This is a genomic window from Actinosynnema sp. CA-299493, from assembly GCF_050946825.1.
Taxonomy (GTDB): Bacteria; Actinomycetota; Actinomycetes; order Mycobacteriales; family Pseudonocardiaceae; genus Actinosynnema.
The window spans coordinates 6,842,519-6,860,182 of sequence record NZ_CP191993.1; the positions used below are offsets into that span (position 1 = coordinate 6,842,519).

A 17,664-nucleotide genomic window follows, 5' to 3' on the forward strand; every position below is an offset into this window, starting at 1 on the left:
ACTCATGGCTGGTTCGTGGTCCGGTGCGGCGGTGCTCACCTGCGGCAGCGAGGACGGATGTTGGACGGGCAGCGTCGAGACCAGTTGGCGCGGATGGTCGCGGAACGCGTGGCTTCGCCTGGTCGTACTGGGTGGACGCAGGCGCTGTGCGAGGTCTGCGCGCACGCCCTGGCCGGGGTCGACGCCGCCGCCGTGACGCTGCGCAGCGCGTCCCGGGCCCAAGAGCTGCTCGGCGCGAGCGACCACTGGGCCGGGGTGCTGGAGGAAGCCCAGTACACCGTCGGCGAGGGCCCGGGGGTCGAGGCGTTCACCACCGGCGGCCCGGTGCTCGTGGCGGACCTGAGCGCGCACCGCGCGAACTGGCCCGGGTTCGCGGACCTGGCCGAGGAGGAAGGGCTGGCGGCGGTGTTCGCCTTCCCGCTGCAACTGGGCGGCATCAGGCTCGGCACGCTGGGCCTCTACCGCCGCCGACCGGGCGGCCTGCCGCCCGACGTGGTCGCCGACGCCGCCGTGCTGGCCGATCTGACGGTCCTGTGGCTGCTCGACCACAGCGGCGCCACCGACGGCGCAGTACGCGCCGAGGTCTCCTACCAGGACGTCAACATCGCCACCGGGATGCTCTCCGCCCAGTTGCGGATCAGCCTGGAGGACGCCTTCGCCCGGCTGCGGGCGCACGCGTTCGCCGGCCGCCGATCGGTGCTCGAAGTGGCCCGCGACGTGCTGGCGCGGCGCCTGCCGCTGGACCGGTTCGCGGACTGAGCCGCCACCGCGCGCCGCGACCGCGGCGGGCCGTATGATTTTCAGGTGCCCGCCCCCGATCAGATCGCCGCCGCGTTGAGCGACATCACGGCGGAGCTGGTCGACGGCCGTGACGCCGACGCGGCGCTGCGCATGATCACGGCCGCGTGCACGCGGTTGCTCGACGCCTCCGCCACGGGCGTGATGCTGGTCGACCCGCGCGGCGGCATCAAGGTCGTGTCGGCGTCCGACGAACGGGCCCGGTTCGTCGAGCTGCTGCAGTCGCAGATCGACGAAGGTCCCTGCGTGGACTGCATCCGCGACGGCGCGGTGGTGAACGCCGCCGACCTCGCCCGGGAAACGGACCGCTGGCCCGAGTTCGTCCCCGCCGCCGCCGCCGCCGGCTACCACGCGGTCCACGCGATCCCGATGCGGTTGCACGGCGGCACCATCGGCGGCTTGAACGTGCTCTACGCCAGGACCGCGCCCTGGGAGCGGTGGCAGGAGCAGCTCGCCCGCGCCCTGGCCGACCTGACCGTGCTCGGGCTGTCGCAGGAAGGCGACGCGCGACGCGTCGACCGGCTGGTCCAGCAGACCTTGACCGCGATGAACGACCGGGTCCGCTTCGCCCACGCGACCGGCATCGTCGCGGGCGCCCTCGACCTCGCCCCCGAACGGGCCGGCGCGTCGATCCACGACTACGCCACCGCGCACCGCACACCGGTGCGCGACATCACCCGCGCGCTGGTCGACGGCTCGCTCGACCCGGCCGCCGTCGCCTCCCCCGCCGACGCGCGCGGGCAACGGCCGGAGGACGGCTAACGCCCGTCCCAGTCGGGATCGGCCCGCCCCTCGGCCGCCGCGTCCACGATCGCCGCCATGCGCGCCGCTTCCACCCGGCAGTGCTCGTCGTCGTAGCGGGCGGAGAACCGCTCGTCGGCGGAAGTCGGATCGCCACCACCCACTCCGCCCTGGATGATGCCGACCGCCTCGTAGAGCCCGCCACGGCTGACCACCTCGTCCACGATCCGCCGCGCCGCAGCGGCGCGGTCGACGGGGCTGCCATCCGGGTGCACCACTCCAACCTTCCTCTTCACCTCACACGAACACCACCCCACGACGACGCGCCACCGTCCCGACTGGACGGACACATCGGGAGCGAGGAAGGCGACGGCCACCGCGATCGAGGAGATGGGGGCGAGCCATGACGTCACCCTTCGGACGCTGGAGGCGCGCCGGCCGCTTGATGTCCCGGCCGAGTACCCACCACACGATCGTGCCAACCATGCGCCCACCGGCAGGGTAACCGGCGACCCGTCATCACGTCGTGACCTACTGCCTGCGTGACGCATGCGCCCGACATGACCGCCGAAGCACCACGAACGTGCCGTTAAGGGCTACGCTGTGGGAACTGAGGTTACTCGTGTGCACTGGCTGGACGGTGTGCCACCTTCGTGGCATTCCGAACCTGCGTCACACCGCCCACGCGGCGGGACGCGACGGCGGGGTGCGCTACAGGTTGTCCGCCTTGCGTTCGTCCTCGTGGACGGGTCTCTCCTGCTCGGCGCGACCGACAGGGGAACCGACTGTGGGAACTGGACAAGACGAGTCGTGGCCGCCGGCGCCGGACGAGGTCGCCGACGCCCTGACCCGCCTGACCGCCGCGCTCGACGGCTTGGAAGACCTCCCGGCGGCGCTGGACCGCATGTGCAAGCAGGTCACCCGGGCGATACCGGGCGTCGACGAGGTCAGCGTGACCCTGCTGACCGACGGACGACCCGGCACCGCGGCCGCCACCGCCGACGTCGTCGTGGAACTGGACCGGGTCCAGTACGCCTTGGACCGCGGCCCCTGTCTGGAGGCCATCCGCACCGGCGCGCTGGTGCGCAGCTCGATCACCGACGCGGCCGACCGGTGGCCTCCCTTCGCCCGTGACGCCGAGGCGGCGGGCTTCGGCAGCTTCCTATCCGTCCCCCTCTCGATCGACATCGGACACGCCGGCAGCATCAACTGCTACAGCCGTGCCGGGCACGGCTTCACCGACCTGGACGAGAAGCTGCTCGACCTCTACACCGCCACCGCCACCGCGGCGTTGCTGGCCCACTCCCGCTACCGGGACGCCGTCGACACCACCGAACGACTGCGGGCGGCACTGGACCACCCCTCGGTGATCGACCAAGCCAAGGGCATCCTCATGGCCACTCACCGGATCAGCGCCGACGAGGCCACCCGCCTGCTGGTCGAGCAGTCACAACGCGACGACACCGCGGTGCACGACCTGGCCGTCCGACTCGTCGCCGACATCACCAGCACACCACCACGACCGACGACCTGACACCACCCGCCACACCGCCGACCACAGACCTTCAGCCGGTCGGCGCCATCGTCACGCTGCGCCGACGGCGTTCTGGATGGCGGTGGCGAGGTGGTGAGCCTGGATGTCACGGCCGCGGGTGTTGGGGTGCAGCAGCCAGGGCAGCGGCACGCCGAGGAGCTTGACCTGGGACGTCTCGAAGAGGCCGCCGATGCCGCGGTCGTCGCCGTCGCAGGCGGTGTTCTCGCCGGTGACGGCGTAGAGGTCGACGAACACCGCTCCGGCCTCGTCGGCCTTGGCGCGCATCAGGTCGTTGAGGCGTTCCTGGACGTCGTCGAACACGGGCAGGGCGTCGGCCGGGATGTCGGCCAAGGGCTTGTACTTCCGCCCGGGTGCGGGGATCAGGCACTTGACGATGTCGGCGGGCACGATCCGCGGGTAGCCGACCAGCACGACCTCGGCGTCCGGGGAGGAGTCCTCGATCCTGCCGAACAACACCTCGAACTCGTCCTCGACCGCCTCGAACCGGGAATCGAGCCACTGCCTGCCGCCGCCGGCGGCGAAGAAGGCGGCGCACCGCTCGGCGGGGTCCTCGGGGTCGACCGGGTCGCCGGGCAGCGTCGCGCCCAGGTCGCGGAAGCGCTGGGAGCACTGCTGGAGGATCTGGACGAAGCCGAGGGTGTTGCCGCCGAGGGTGCCGACGACGAGCCTGGTCTCACTGCCCAGGGCCTCCTGCTGGGGCGGCTTGCTCCGGCCGCCCGGCAAGGGCTGCGCGGTCCAGAAGTGCTCGATGAGCGCGCCGCCGCAGGACCGGTCGGAGGCGACGTCGAGCGCGGTGCCCTGCTCGGCGAGTTCACGGGCAGCCGCCGCCGGGTAGTTCTCCTCGGACCGGAAGCAGTAGTACTCGTTCGCGTCCCAGGCCCCGGAGATCGGGGCGATGCCGAAGTTCGCGGCGTAGGAATCGCCGAAGAACACCGTCGACACCGGCTCCGCCCGCGCCGACTCCTGCGCGGCGGCGGGCACGGCGGCCCCCGCGCAGAGCACCACGGCCACCGCCGCCGCAAGCAGGTTGCGGCCCCGCCGAGCTGCTGTCACCACTGCGATCTCCCACCGGTCCGTTCGGTGCCGCTGCCGTCCACCCGGACGACGGCGGCGGTCGCCTGGCCGGCGACCTGTGCACGAACGTAGGCATGACTAGACCTGACCGCTCGAAGACGAAGCGGACTCCACCCGACCGTGCGCCGAGCCCGACGTCCTCGGAACACCGAGCCACTCGCACCGGCCGGAACACGGTCCGTGTCCGAGCGGGACCGCTTCTCCGCCTGACCGGGGGATGCCTTACCCGTGTGGTCGATTTTTCCCACTGTCAGCGACAGGCAGAGCGGCGGCTACCTAGCGTCGGGCGATATCGGTGTCGATGTCGGTGTCGCCACAGTGAGCACGGAGGTCGCGATGGTCCCCGGGTGGTTCGGCAGGGCGTCGGTGATCGCGGTGGCGGGACTGCTGCTGACCGGCCTGCCGGGCACGGCTGCCAGGAGCCCTCTGCTGACCGGGCTCCGCGTCGCCCGAGCAGGACACCGGAACACCACCGGTTCGAATTCGACCAACCCCCTTCCGTTGGGAGACGGCAATGATCGCTACCGCGTCCAAGGTCCTGGTGACCGCACTCCTGCTCGGAGCCGGTGTCCTGACGTCGGGGCCGGCGACGGCAGCACCCGCGCCCAGGGACTTCGGCGACTGCATGGACATCGCCGTGGACGAGCACGACGCCGACCCGTGGATCGCGCACGACGCCTGCGGCGCAACCGAGCTGACCACCTGCTACCGCATCTTCCGCGACGCCTACGGTCGACAGCCCTGGGCGCTGGAAGCCTGCCGAGCCCGCACCGACTGACCTCGTCGGGGTCGACACGCCGCAGTGGCTGGTTCACCTTCGGCGCGGTCCCGTCCCACGGGACCGCGCCGCTGTCAGGGCAGGTAGTACATCGGGTTGGGCAGCTTGACGTTGCGCGGTGAGTGCTCGCGGTGGTCGAACCTGAAGTCGTTGTCGGCCTGCCGGCCGTAGGTGATCTCGGCGGTGTCGTCGATGTCCAGCACGACCGCCGGGTTGGCCGCCAAGTCCACCTCGGTGAGCGCCTGCCGCGCCTCATGGGCTTTCTCTTGGACGTCGTGTGCCCACTGGCTGTTGTCCGAATGCTGGTTCTTCCCGTTCACCAGGCGTCCGCCGTAGTACTCCTTCACCGCGATCTTCGCCTTGCCGAGGTTGGCAGGCTCACCGGATCATCGAACATCCTTTCTCCGCGGGCCGGGTTCACTCGGCGTCTCGGCCCGGTGGCACCTGTCCAGGTGGTGTCGGGCGGGCGGGCCGGCCGGATTCCCGCGGTGCGACGACCCTGCGTCCAAAGAGGACATCGGTGGCGGTGTCCGGTGACGTGTGGAGGGAACAGGATGCGCCGAGTCGACACAGCCGGGGCTTCGGAGGAACTCACGCGACGGTGGTGGTCGCGGCTCGTGCTCGCGGTCCTGGTGGCGGTATCGCTGGTCGCCGCGCCGGTCACCGCGTCGGCCGGCGGACCCGGCGTTCTGGAGCCGTTGACCGACGAGCAGTGGGCCGCCCACGTCCGGGAGGTCGAAGACAAGGTCGCCGAAGCACTCACGCGGGGCAGGGCCACGTCCGTCACCCACACCGTCGGCGGTGACGGCGTGCGCTGGCTGCCCGAACGGGCGGCGAAGCAGCGCCGGATCGCCGGATCGCCGGATCGCCGGATCGCCGGATCGCCGGATCGCCGAGGAGCTGTACGTGCGGGGCGCGTGGGTCCCCGACGGCGGTGAGGCGCTGTTCACCGGCGGTCTGCCGGGCGCGGGCAAGACCACCGCGCTGAACCAGAACCCCGATGTCGACCCTTCCCGGTACCTGGTGCTCAACGCCGACGACGCCAAGCAGAAGCTCTGCGAGGCGGTTGCGGAGCGCTTGCCGACCTACCGCGCGTTGTCGAAACGGGGCGACCGGCCCTGCATCGCCTTATGGGATCCGGGTGTCCTGTGTCGCGGTGGTCGGCGGCGCGCTGTGGCCCACCGACGCACCACCTGCGTCCCGCACCACCGCGGTCGGAACGCGGAACCACTCGTTGGTGTGCTCGCGCAGGCGGTGGGTCTGTCGGCAGATCCCGCAGCAGCAAGGCGATGCGGAGCGCGGCAGACCTGGGGTCGCGTGGACCGGGCCGTGGGAGGCACAGGTGGGCACGGTGCCCGGCGTGTGGGCCGGGCACCGTGCCGGGTCATGGGCTCAGTGGAGGTGACGCATGGTCTTCTCCTCTCCTCGTCGGGTTTCGGTTTCGTGGTCAACCCCAACGCAGGTCGAGCCGGTCGAGGCCGCGCAGTGTGGCGTTGCGGCGGAAGACCGGCTCTCCCAGCGGTCGGGGTGGTCGGTGGTGGCGGGCCAAGGCGCCCAGGGCGGTGCGCGTGAGCAGCAGTGCCAGTGGTGCGCCGAGGCAGGCGTGGGCGCCGCGGCCGAAACCCAGGTGGTGGTTGGGGTGGCGGTCCAGCCGCAGGGTGTCCGGGCCGTCGAAGGCGCGCGGGTCCCGGTTGGCCGCGGCGATCAGGACTGTGACGATCTCGCCGCGGCGGACGGGGTGCCCGTTGACGTCGGTGTCGCGCACGCAGCCGCGGGCTTCGGCCTGGACCGGTCCGGCGCAGCGCACCAGTTCCTGCAACGCCGGGTCGGTCACGCCGTCGGCCAGGGTTGCCAGCGCGCCAGGGGTGTCCAGGCAGGCGAGCAGGGCGTTGCCCAGCAGCCGGCTGGCCGATTCGTAGCCGGAGTGCAGGATGACGCGCAGCGAGTTGCGCAGCACCGTCCCGGACACCTCGGTGGTGGCGCGGTGGGCGGCGAGGTAGCGCACCACGCCCGGCCCGGTGGTGGGCTCGTCGAGCCACCGGCCCGCCAGCTCGGCCAGAGCGGAGCGGGCGGCGCGTCCCGGTTCGACGGTGTCCGGGCGCAGGGCGTAGTCCATGGAGTCGACGATGTCCGCCGAGATCGCGGCGAACCGACGGCGGTCGGGCAGGGTGACCCCGAGGACGTCGGTGATGGTGTCCAGGGCCAGCGGTCCGGCGAACTCGCCCGTGAAGTCGAACGACGGCCGGTCGGCCAGTGCCGCGAGCCTGCGCTCGACGTTGTCGGCCATCCGCCTGCGCAGGCGGTCCCAGTCCAGGGCGCGGAAGGCGTGGACCAGCAGGGCGCGCACCGCGGTGTGCTCGGGCGGGTCGAGGGTCTGGACGCTCAGCGCGGAGTCCGGGGTGTCATCCCCCAGCCGTCGCCAGTCGGAGCAGAACCGCTCGGTGTCCGCCAGCACCGTCGAGCAGTCGTCCAGCGAGGCCGCCACCCAGGAGTCGAGGGTCTCGCTCCACCACAGGCCCTCACGGCGCCGGAACGGCTCCCATGCCGAAGCCGGGTCGCGCAACGCACGTGGTGTGATCAGGTCCCTGATCGGATCGTGGACCGGTGCTTCGATCACTGGTACCTCCAGCGTTCGATCGCAAATCACCTGTCACCCAACACTGCACAGGCAGCACGATCCGGGCAACCGGTGAGCGAGACGCTCACTCGACAGTGGACTCAACCACTCACCGTGGGTGAAACAGCGGCGGGAATTCCCGAGACAGCGCTATGGGTATCGCCCGATCGAGACCCGGGTCAGTGGTGTGGACAGCCGGGACGTGGCGGAGTTGTCACCGGTGCCGGTGACGGTGTCGCATCCAGTCCGACACTGGTGCCGAAGCGGGTGCCGGGCTACGGGCGGCTCACTGCGCCAGACACGGCACCCGCTGCGCACGCAGGCTTGGTTCGATCAGAACTCTCGTCGGCACTCGTACCCCGTGACGGACGTCCCGGCGGCATGACCGTTCTCGCACTCGTAGTGCCAGCGGGCGTACTCGGGTTGGATGATGAACGGGTCCGGAATGATGACGGGAGACGTCCAGTCCCCACACTCGTCGGCCGTCACGGTCGGCAGGTCGTCCTCATCCACCTCTGCGCAGACGAAGACGTCGGGGTCGTTCGCGCTGTGGGCCGACGCGGACATCGGCGCGGCTACGGCCAGTGCGAGCGTTGCACCCAGCACGGCGGCTCGACGGATCAACCGGTACGTGGTCACTGTTCCTCCTTGCTCGTGGTGATTACTGCTCGGGCAAGCCCGGCTCGTCACCGGACATCCCCGCCCCAGCACAGCAAGCCCGCCGGCCATCCACCACCTCACCAGCGCGGATCCCACCTGACCGCATGAGGACAGCCAACCGTCCGAGTGGGTGCCGGACCGCTAAACGTGACTGAGCGAGGCCACCCGGCGACACCCCCTCAGTCACTCCCCAGCACGGGTCCTGGTTCAACACCACACACCACCCGATGAGATGCCCGTCCGAACGTTGACAACGACACCGGGTAGCACACTTTCCGCACAAATCAGATCGGGAAGGCTTGCCAGTACTCCATTCAATCAGTTGAACCGAGCACCTCCGGCCACCTGCACGTCCATTCAGCGGATGCACCGGATTCGGAAGTGGGCTGATCCCTTCTGCCCCGCCTCGACCGGGACTACCGTGGGTGGAAACCGCAGAGGCGGAGTTGATGCACTATGGAACGGCGCATGTCGGTTGCGACGCACTGGGGCAGTTACGTCGCCGTGGTCGATTCCGGTCGATTAACGCGGATCGAGCCGAGGCACGACGACCCGGCGCCATCGCCCATCGGCCCCGGGATGGTGACGGCCGCCGACGACAGCGCTCGCGTGTTGCGCCCCGCGGTGCGCAAGGGCTGGCTGAACGGCGAGCCGCGCGCCCACGGCACGGCCAGGGGCACGGACGCCTTCGTGGAGGTGAGCTGGGACCACGCGATCACGCTGGTGAGCGATGAGCTCCGTCGGGTTCGCGCACAGCACGGGGACAGCGCGGTGTTCGGCGGGTCCTACGGTTGGGCGAGCGCGGGCAGGTTCCACAACGCGCAGGGTCAACTCCAGCGGTTCCTGTCGCTGGGCGGGGGATACACCGACTCGCGCAATACCTACAGCACCGCGGCTCTGGAGGTCATCCTCCCCCACGTGATCGGCGGTCACCCGTGGAGCTACCAGAGCCGGATGCCGATGTGGGACGAGATAGCCGAGAACTGCGAGTTCGTGGTGGCGTTCGGCGGGCTGGCCCTCAAGAACAGCCAGATCAACCCCGGCGGGCTGGCCAGGCACCAGACGCGGGATTGGCAACGCCGGTGCCACGAGGCCGGCGTGCGGTTCGTGAACATCAGCCCCATCCGCAGCGACGTCGCTGGTTTCCTCGACGCCGAGTGGCTGCCCGTCGTCCCCAACACCGACACCGCCGCGATGCTCGGCATCGCGCACACGATGCTGGTCAACGGCTGGCACGACGAGGACTTCCTCCGCCGGTGCTGCGTCGGGTTCGACCGCTTCGCCTCCTACCTGCTCGGCGAGCTCGACGGCATCCGGAAGGACGCCGCCTGGGCGGAGGCGATCACGGGCATCAGCCGCGAGGTGATCACCGACCTCGCCCGCCGCCTCACCACCCAACGGTCGCTCATCATGGTCAACTACGCGGTGCAACGGGCAGACCACGGTGAACAGCCGATCTGGATGTCCGTCGTGCTGGCCGCCATGGCGGGCTCGATGGGTCGGCCCGGAGGCGGCTGGGGCGCGGGCTACGCGACGATGGACGCGACGGGCGTGGCGGAAGGCCGCGCCTTCGTGGCGTCGGTACCGGCGGTTCCCAACCCGGTTCCGGACTTCATCCCCGTCGCGAGGATCGCCGACACCCTGCTGAACCCGGGCGAGGTCATCGACTACGACGGCAAGCGCCTCACGTTGCCCGAGCTCCGCCTCGTCTACTGGTGCGGGGGCAACCCGTTCCACCACCACCAGGACCTCCACCGGCTGACCCGCGCCTGGCAGACCCCGGACACGGTGGTGGTGCACGAAGCCTGGTGGAACACGACGGCCAAGTTCGCGGACATCGTCCTCCCCGTCGCCACCACCCTGGAGCGCGACGACTTCGCCGCCGGGTTCTCCGACCCCCACCTCGTCGCGATGCCGAAGGTCCGCGAACCGGCGGGCGAGTCGCGCACCGACCACCGGATCTTCGCCGCCTTGGCCTCCCGGCTCGGGTTCGAGCGGGAGTTCACCGAGTCGCGCTCCGAGATCGACTGGGTCCGGCACCTCTACGAGCAGACGAGGACCGAGCTCGGCGGCGAGGCCGCCTTGCCGGCTTTCGACGACTTCTGGCAGGGCTCCACCGCCGAGCTGCCGCCGCTGACCGGACCGTTCCCCGGCAGTTTCGAGGCCCTCCGCGCGGACCCGGGGCGGTTCCCCCTGTCGACGCCGTCGGGCCGGATCGAGGTCTTCTCCGAGGAGATCGACTCGTTCGGCTACGACGACTGCGCCGGGCACCCGAAGTGGTTCGAACCGGCGGAGTGGCTCCGGGCCGACCTGGCGGACCGGTTCCCGCTGCACCTGATCTCGAACCAGCCCGCCTCACGCCTGCACAGCCAGTACGACAACGGTGACCACAGCCTCGGTTCGAAGATCCGCGGCCGTGAGCCGGTGACGATCAACCGGTCGGACGCCGCGGCGCGCGGCATCGAGAGCGGCATGGTGGTGCGCGTCCACAACGACCGGGGCAGCTGCCTCGCGGGCGCGATCCTGTCGGACGACCTCATGCCGGGCATCGTGCAGCTGTCCACGGGAGCGTGGTGGGATCCGGTCCAGCCGGGCCTGAGCGGGACGTTGGACCGCCACGGCAACCCGAACGTCCTCACCGCGGATCGGCCGTGCTCGCGCCTGTCCCAAGGACCGAGTGCCCTCAGCGCGCTGGTCGAGGTCGAGCCCTACGACGGCCCCCTTCCCGATGTGCTCGCCTTCGCACCACCAAGCCTCGTGCCACCCGGTTGACGTCCACCGCGTCCGGCTACACCGTCCACGACCGGCCGCACCCGGTCGTCGGTGAAGCCGGACGCCGCCTACCGCGTGGGCGATGGCGACGTCACCCGAACGAGTGATTCGATCTCTCCGGTGGCGCGCCGACCGGGTAGACCGTGATCATCCGACTACGTTGCGCGGTCATGAATGGAGTTCGGGATCTCAAGTACCGCCAGTGGTTCAAGGGTGCGGACGTCGACGGTGACGGGGTGATCACCCGCGAGGACGTCCGGTTGATGGGCGAGCGCTACATCGCGGCCCGCGGTGACGCGTCGGAGTCCGAGACCGCCCGCCGGCTCACCGACGGGTTGGACGCGTTCTGGGCCTCCGTGATCGCGCCGATGGACCAGGACGGTGACGGGAAGGTCGACCTGCGGGAGATGACCGAGGGGTTCCGGCAGGCGCTGGCCGACCCCACCCTCTACCCCCACCAGGTCGGACCGGTGGGCGACTGCTACTTCGACCTGATCGACCTCGACGGCGACGACAGGGTCGACCAGGCGGAGTTCGGGGAGATCTTCGGCCTGGCGGGCAACGTGTCCCCGGAGGACTGCGCCGCGGTCTTCGACGCGTTGGACGTGGACGGCTCGGGCGGGCTGAGCCGCGACGAGTTCCACCAGGCGCTGGCGGAGTTCTTCTACGGCGACAACCCGGACGCCCCCGCCACCCACCTGTTCGGCAGGATCGCCGGCTAGTCGTACCGCCCGACCACCGCCTCCCGCTGGGCCGGCGGCGGTGGTCAGGTGAGGGCTTCATCAGGTTCCCTCCGAAACCGAATGCGCTGGTAGGCGGCAACCAGAGGCAGTGGTGGTGGCCGCCCCGGTGGGTCGGGGAAGGGTTAAGTGAAGTAGCCTGGCGAAAGGGTGCGGCGGAGGAGGGATCGTGGCGAGGAGCCCGGTGTGGGCGAGCCGGCCGAAGACGCGGGGCGTGGTCCTGGACGTGATCAGGGCGGCGCGCTCGATCAGCCGGGTGGAGCTCGCGACGGCGACCGGTCTCACCGGGGCGACGATCTCCGAGGTGGTGCGCGAGCTGTTGGGCGACGGGCTGGTCGTGGAGGCCGGCCGGGGTGCGCCGACGGGTGGCAAGCCGCGCACGATGGTCCAGCTCAACCCGCCTGCCCGCTACGGGGTGGGGGTGCAGCTCGAACGCAACGCGTGCGTGATCGTGGTGGTGGACCTGGCCGGCCGGCCGGTGGCACGGACCTCGTTCCACGGCGTGGAGTCGATGCCGCCGGAGCAGGCGTTGCCGCTGGTGGCGTCCCGGGTGGACGCCCTGCTGACGACGGCGGGCATCGACCGGGAGAAGGTGCTCGGGGTCGGCCTGGTCAGCTACGGCCCGCAGGACCGGGGCGCGGGCGTGCTGCTGACACCGCAGCCCACCGAGGACTGGTACGGCTACCCCGTCGCGCCGCGCCTGGCGGAGAGCCTGGGCCTGCCCGTGCTGCTGGACAACGACGCCGCGGCGGCGGCCATCGGCGAGTACTGGATGGGTGCGGTGGACCCGCACAGCACCTACGGCTGCTTCTACATGGCCACCGGCATCGGCGGCGGGGTGGTGGTCGCCGGCGAGGTGTACCGGGGCAGCTCATCCAACAGCGCGGAGATCGGCCACATCTCCATCGACGTCAACGGCGAGGAATGCCCGTGCGGCAACGTCGGGTGCCTGGAGAACTACGCCGGCCCGTCGGCCCTGGTCCGGCAGGCGCTGGCGATGCCGGACCTCGCCCGGCGGCTGGCGCTCGACCCGGCCGCCGACGACTTCCTGACCGAGTTCGCGCGGATCGCCGCCGCCGCGAACGCCGGTGATCCCGAGGCCCGTGAGCTGGTCGAGCGGTCGGCGCGCTACCTCGGCCACGCCGCGGTCACCGTGGCGGTCCTGTTCGACCTGGACACGATCGTCCTGGCCGGGCAGAGCTTCGCGGTGGCGGGCTCGATCTACCAGGCGGTGATCCAGCAGGAGCTGGACCGCCGGTTGTTCGCCCGCGAGGCGCACTCGGTCCGGGTGGTGCCGTCGGTCAACGGGTCGGACGCGGCGGCGATCGGCGGTGCGGTCCTCGTCCTGCAGAGCGAGCTGATCCTGGGCACCGGCCGCGCCGAGGACGGGGCACGGCCGGTGGCCGCCGGCGCAGTCGAGGCACCGTGACCCTTCGTGCGAGGTTGATGCCGGGGTCACTTCCCCGTGGGGCGCAGGCGCAGGAGGACTTCCGCGTTGTCGGGGTGCGCCCAGACCGCCGGTGAGGCGTACAGGTCGCCGTCCTTCGGCCAGCCGGTGAACTTCGCGTCGTGGTAGACGCTGATCGTGCCCTGGGTCAGCACCGGGATGTAGGGCATCGCCTGCTCGACGCGGGTCTGGATCGTGTCCAGGTGGGGTTGCCGGGCGGCGGTGTCGGCGGGGTCGAGGAGCTTGAGCGCGTCGAGGGCCTGGTCGACCCGCGGGTCGGAGAACCGGCTGACGTTCGGGCCGGGCTTGGTGCCCACCGCGGCGGTCTGCGCGGTGCTGTAGAAGTAGTTGTAGAGGTAGTACGGGTCCGGCGCGGGGCCCTGGTAGAGCGAGTCGATGATGAGCTGGAACGCGCCGCGGTCCTTGGCGTCGACGAACTCGTTCCAGGACACCTGCTGCGCGGTGAGCTTGATCCCGGCCTGCCGCAGCTGCTGGCCCATCGTGTCCACCGCGGTGATGTAGTCGGTCCAGCCGGCGACGACGCTCAGCGTCAACGACACCGGTGCGCCGTCCTTGGCGTAGATGCCGTCGGGGCCCTTGGCGTAGCCGGCGCTCTCCATTACCTGCCGGGCGGCGTCCAGGTCCGGGCGCGTCGGGGCGGTCCGGTTCCGGAGCCGGTCGGAGAGGAGGGCGTCGTCGCGTCCCGGCAGCAGGAAGCTCGGTGAGATGTCGCTGCCGGTGTTCTCGAACGCCAGCGCGTTGGTCTGGGTCCGGTCGATGGCGTGGTAGATCGCCTGGCGCACGGCCGGGTCCGTCTGGGGTCCCTGGCAGCCCAGGGCGGCGTTGCCGCACGTGACCAGGGCGATCTGGTTGGCGTGGGTGACGGTGGCCTGGTAGCCGGGGTAGGTCTTCGCGACGTCGCCGATCTCCGGCACCGGCCCGGTCTGCCAGTCGACCTGGCCCGCCTTGAGCGCGGCGACGCCGGCCTGGTTGCCGGACAGCGACAGGGAGCGGACCTTCTTGACGGCGGGCTCACCGCCCCAGTAGGTCGGGTTGGCCTTGACCGTGAACGCCTGCGGCTTGAACTCCTCCAGCAGGTACGGGCCGGTGCCGATCGGGTCCTCCACCACGGCGACCGCCGGATCGGCGATGCCCTTCCACTTGTGCTCGGGCACGATGTAGGTCCGGCCGAGCACGGACGGGCCGTCCAGGAACGACGGCCGGTCGAACGTGATCCTCACGTGCGTGTCGTCGGTCGCCTCGGCGCGTCCGGCGTAGCCGGTGTTGTTCATGCCCTTGTTCCTGGCGATCATGTCGAGGGTGAACACGACGTCGGCGGCGGTGAACTCCTCGCCGTCGGACCAGGTCACGCCGTCCCGAAGGGTGATGGACAGCCGCGTGCCGTCCTCGTTCCAGGCGAACTCGGCGCCCAGCCTCGGTGCCGGGTCCGCGTCGCGGAGGACGTTGTAGAAGAACAGGGTCTGGAAGATCGTTCCCGCGCCGCCGATGCTGGTCGGCGCGAACGGGTTGAAGTTGATCTGGTAGTCCCCGGACTGGCCGCTGTACGTCACCAAGGTGGAGCCCTCGGCCCCGGCCGACGTGCCCGATGGTCCGCACCCCGCGGCCACGACCGCCGCGGCGAGCAGGGCGGTCGCGGCGCGCACACGCGCGCTGGGGCTTCTCGACATCATCACGACGTCCTCCTTGACGTGCGGTCCGCGGGACGCGTCACGACATCCGCCCTGCGCCGGGCCATTATTAGGTCATCTAACTAAGGCGTCAACAGGGCAAGTTCGCTGATCGACGCGCAAGCCCTCGCCGGTTCTTGGCAGCTCTGCGTCAAGGTGTTGACTTACTTCGTCTGCCTGAGTAACCATCTCGATGCGCTTCGTCCCCGCGTCGACCACCGAGGAAGAGGGCCGCCATGACGCACTCGGACCTGCACGACGGCTGGCGGCTGCGCGCGGTCGGAGGCCCGGTACCGGCCGACCTGGCCGACCGGGACGTGCCCGCGCGGGTCCCCGGCAGTACCCACCTCGACCTGCTGGCCGCGGGCCTCATCCCGGACCCGTACGCGGACCGCAACGAGGCGGCGCTGACCTGGATGCACCGGGTCGACTGGCGGTACTCGACGACGTTCCGGGCGGAGGCGGCGCGGGCCGGTGAACGGGTGGAGCTGGTCTTCGACGGCATCGACACCGTCGCCACCGTCGAGCTGAACGGCGAGGTGCTCGGCCACACCGCCAACATGCACCGCGGCCACCGCTTCGACGTCGGGCGATCTCTGCGCGACGGCGACAACGACCTGGCAGTGACGTTGTGGTCCGCCCTCACCCACGCCGAGCGGGCGGAGGCCGGGCTCGGGTGGCGTCAGCGGGCGTACCCGCACCCGTACAACGCGATCCGCAAGATGGCCTGCTCCTTCGGCTGGGACTGGGGACCCGACCTGCAGACCGCCGGCCTGTGGAAACCCGTGCGGCTGGAACGCTGGGACACCGCACGCCTGGCGCAGGTGCGCCCGCTCGTCACCGTCGACGCCGACGGCACCGGCCGCGTCGACGTGCACCTGGCACTGGAGCGCGCCGCGGACCGCGACTACACCGCGCTGGTCAAGGTCGGCGAGCGCGCGGAAGCCCTGGCCGTCACCGGTGATCGCGCGCACGTCACCGTGCTCGTGCCGGACGCCCGGTTGTGGTGGCCGGCCGGCTACGGCGACCAACCGCTCTACGACCTGACCGTCGCGCTGCTGGTCGATGGCCGGCAGGTGGACGCCGTCGAGCGTCGGATCGGGTTCCGCACCGTCACCGTGGACACCGAGCCGGACGAGCACGGCACGCCGTTCGTCTTCGTCGTCAACGGCAAGCGCGTGTTCGCCAAGGGCGCCAACTGGATCCCCGACGACCACTTCCTCACCCGGGTCACCCGGGAGCGGCTCGTCCGGCGGGTCGACCAGGCCGTCGAGGCGAACATGAACATGCTGCGGGTCTGGGGCGGTGGCATCTACGAGACCGACGACTTCTACGACGTCTGCGACGAACGCGGCGTGATGGTGTGGCAGGACTTCCCCTTCGCGTGCGCCTTCTACGCCGAGGAGGAACCGCTGCGCGGGGAGGTCGAGGCCGAGGCCCGGGAGAACGTCACCCGCCTGGTCGCCCACCCGTCGCTGGTGCTGTGGAACGGCAACAACGAGAACCTCCCCGCTCACACCGACTGGGCGGGGTGGCGCGACAACCTGGGAGGACGGACCTGGGGCGCCGGCTACTACCACGACCTGCTGCCCGAGATCGTCGGAGAACTCGACCCCACCCGCCCGTACGCACCGGGCAGCCCGTACAGCCCCGGCGACCTGCCACCCAACGACGCCCACCACGGCACCCGCCACGACTGGGACGTCTGGAACGCCCTGGACTACACCCACTACCGCGACCACGTCCCCCGGTTCAGCGCCGAGTTCGGCTTCCAGGGGCCACCCACCTGGACCACCCTCACCCGCTGGATCCACGACCAGCCGCTGACCACCACCTCCCCCGCGTTCCTGCTGCACCAGAAAGCCGAGGACGGCAACGGCAAGCTGGACCGCGGCCTGGCGCCCCACCTGCCGGCCCCGACCGACTTCGAGCAGTGGCACTGGGCGACCCAGCTCAACCAGGCCCGCGCGGTGGCCTTCGGCGTCGAGCACTACCGCTCCTGGTGGCCACGCACCGCCGGAGCCCTGGTCTGGCAGCTCAACGACTGCTGGCCGGTCACCTCCTGGGCCGCCATCGACAGCGACGAACGCCCCAAACCCCTCTACTACGCCCTCAAGCACGCCTTCGCGCCACGCCTGCTGACCGTTCAACCCCGCGCAGGACGCCCCACCCTGGTCGCGGTCAACGACCACGACTACCCCTGGACGGGCGCGGTGAGCGTGACCCGGCAGGACTTCGGCGGCGAGGTGCTGGCCGCCGCCGAACTGAAGCTCGACGTGCCGCCCCGATCCACCGCCCGGCTGGAACTGGCCGGTCACCTCCTCGAACCCGAGGACCCGACGAGCGAGGTGCTGATCGCCGCGGCCGACGGCGTCCGCACCCACCACCTGTTCCTCGAAGACCTCGACCTCCGCTACCACCCCACGCCGTTCACCGCCGACGTCACACCCGTGGCAGGGGGGTACCGCGTCGACGTGCGGGCCACCTCGTACGTCCGCGACCTCGGCCTCCTGGTCGACAAGGTGGCTGCTGACGCGGTCGTCGACGACATGCTCATCTCGCTGACCGCCGGCGAATCGCACCGCTTCCTCGTGCGCACGTCGCAGAAGCTGCCCGAACCGTCCGTGTTGCTGCACCCGCGCGTGCTCCGCCATGCCGTGAACCCGATGCCACCGCCGCGCTGAAAGGGCGGTCGATCACGCCGAAGCCCGGAGCCGATGGCCGACATCATGAATCGGCCACGGCTCCGGGAATTTGACGACTTGTTTTCCGGACGCCATCGCGCGCGAATTGG

At 70.8% G+C, this 17,664-nt stretch carries 15 protein-coding genes; 9 read left to right on the top strand and 6 right to left on the bottom strand.

The features are described from left to right. Nucleotides 1-57: 57 nt before the first annotated feature. Together ACQPYE_RS28615 and ACQPYE_RS28620 are read left to right on the top strand one after the other, a co-directional pair. A complete protein-coding gene (locus tag ACQPYE_RS28615; protein ID WP_498715777.1) occupies nt 58-759 on the top strand; it encodes a GAF and ANTAR domain-containing protein in 702 nt (233 codons plus the stop codon). 45 nt (nt 760-804) lie between these two features. Beyond that, nucleotides 805-1,560 (top strand): GAF domain-containing protein, encoded by a 756-nt coding sequence (locus ACQPYE_RS28620; protein WP_498715778.1) that lies wholly within the window; start codon nt 805-807, stop codon nt 1,558-1,560. Here ACQPYE_RS28620 and ACQPYE_RS28625 read toward each other — a convergent pair. Further along, nucleotides 1,557-1,835, bottom strand: coding sequence for a hypothetical protein (locus ACQPYE_RS28625; protein ID WP_498715779.1), 279 nt, complete (start codon nt 1,833-1,835; stop codon nt 1,557-1,559). The two genes, ACQPYE_RS28620 and ACQPYE_RS28625, sit on opposite strands and share 4 nt — an antisense overlap. Before the next feature lie 491 nt (nt 1,836-2,326). On the opposite strand from ACQPYE_RS28625, the gene ACQPYE_RS28630 reads away from it, so the two are divergent. Then, nucleotides 2,327-3,073 (top strand): GAF and ANTAR domain-containing protein, encoded by a 747-nt coding sequence (locus ACQPYE_RS28630; RefSeq protein ID WP_498715780.1) that lies wholly within the window; start codon nt 2,327-2,329, stop codon nt 3,071-3,073. 51 nt (nt 3,074-3,124) lie between these two features. Here the strand turns inward: ACQPYE_RS28630 and ACQPYE_RS28635 are convergent, their stop codons facing one another. Continuing rightward, nucleotides 3,125-4,147, bottom strand: a complete 1,023-nt coding sequence (locus ACQPYE_RS28635; protein WP_498715781.1) for an SGNH/GDSL hydrolase family protein — start codon at nt 4,145-4,147, stop codon at nt 3,125-3,127. Nucleotides 4,148-4,682: 535 nt separating this feature from the next. Between ACQPYE_RS28635 and ACQPYE_RS28640 the strand changes: the two genes are divergently transcribed. After that, nucleotides 4,683-4,946, top strand: a complete 264-nt coding sequence (locus ACQPYE_RS28640) for a hypothetical protein (protein ID WP_498715782.1) — start codon at nt 4,683-4,685, stop codon at nt 4,944-4,946. 74 nt (nt 4,947-5,020) lie between these two features. On the opposite strand, the gene ACQPYE_RS28645 is transcribed toward ACQPYE_RS28640, so the two are convergent. Beyond that, complete coding sequence (locus tag ACQPYE_RS28645; protein ID WP_498715783.1) at nt 5,021-5,293, bottom strand: hypothetical protein; 273 nt, start codon at nt 5,291-5,293, stop codon at nt 5,021-5,023. A 270-nt stretch (nt 5,294-5,563) separates the two neighbouring features. On the opposite strand from ACQPYE_RS28645, the gene ACQPYE_RS28650 reads away from it, so the two are divergent. Next, on the top strand, nt 5,564-5,884 hold the full coding sequence (locus ACQPYE_RS28650; protein ID WP_498715784.1) for a hypothetical protein: 321 nt from the start codon (nt 5,564-5,566) through the stop codon (nt 5,882-5,884). A gap of 509 nt (nt 5,885-6,393) precedes the next feature. Here ACQPYE_RS28650 and ACQPYE_RS28655 read toward each other — a convergent pair. Together ACQPYE_RS28655 and ACQPYE_RS28660 are read right to left on the bottom strand one after the other, a co-directional pair. Next, entirely contained in the window at nt 6,394-7,563 is a 1,170-nt protein-coding gene (locus ACQPYE_RS28655) for a cytochrome P450 (RefSeq protein ID WP_498715786.1), read from the bottom strand. A gap of 333 nt (nt 7,564-7,896) precedes the next feature. Then, nucleotides 7,897-8,202, bottom strand: a complete 306-nt coding sequence (locus ACQPYE_RS28660) for a hypothetical protein (RefSeq protein WP_498715787.1) — start codon at nt 8,200-8,202, stop codon at nt 7,897-7,899. A gap of 489 nt (nt 8,203-8,691) precedes the next feature. On the opposite strand from ACQPYE_RS28660, the gene ACQPYE_RS28665 reads away from it, so the two are divergent. From ACQPYE_RS28665 to ACQPYE_RS28675, 3 genes are all read left to right on the top strand, one after another. Then, entirely contained in the window at nt 8,692-10,995 is a 2,304-nt protein-coding gene (locus ACQPYE_RS28665) for a molybdopterin-dependent oxidoreductase (protein WP_498715788.1), read from the top strand. A 170-nt stretch (nt 10,996-11,165) separates the two neighbouring features. Next, on the top strand, nt 11,166-11,717 hold the full coding sequence (locus ACQPYE_RS28670; RefSeq protein ID WP_498715789.1) for an EF-hand domain-containing protein: 552 nt from the start codon (nt 11,166-11,168) through the stop codon (nt 11,715-11,717). Between the two features lie 187 nt (nt 11,718-11,904). After that, nucleotides 11,905-13,164 carry an ROK family protein gene (locus ACQPYE_RS28675; RefSeq protein WP_498715790.1) on the top strand — a complete coding sequence of 420 codons (1,260 nt, stop codon included), beginning with the start codon at nt 11,905-11,907 and terminating at the stop codon, nt 13,162-13,164. Nucleotides 13,165-13,190: 26 nt separating this feature from the next. Here the strand turns inward: ACQPYE_RS28675 and ACQPYE_RS28680 are convergent, their stop codons facing one another. Then, nucleotides 13,191-14,873: an ABC transporter substrate-binding protein gene (locus ACQPYE_RS28680; RefSeq protein ID WP_498723005.1), complete on the bottom strand. Its 1,683-nt coding sequence runs from the start codon at nt 14,871-14,873 to the stop codon at nt 13,191-13,193. A gap of 233 nt (nt 14,874-15,106) precedes the next feature. Between ACQPYE_RS28680 and ACQPYE_RS28685 the strand changes: the two genes are divergently transcribed. Next, nucleotides 15,107-17,554: a glycoside hydrolase family 2 protein gene (locus ACQPYE_RS28685; RefSeq protein ID WP_498715791.1), complete on the top strand. Its 2,448-nt coding sequence runs from the start codon at nt 15,107-15,109 to the stop codon at nt 17,552-17,554. Nucleotides 17,555-17,664: the final 110 nt, after the last annotated feature.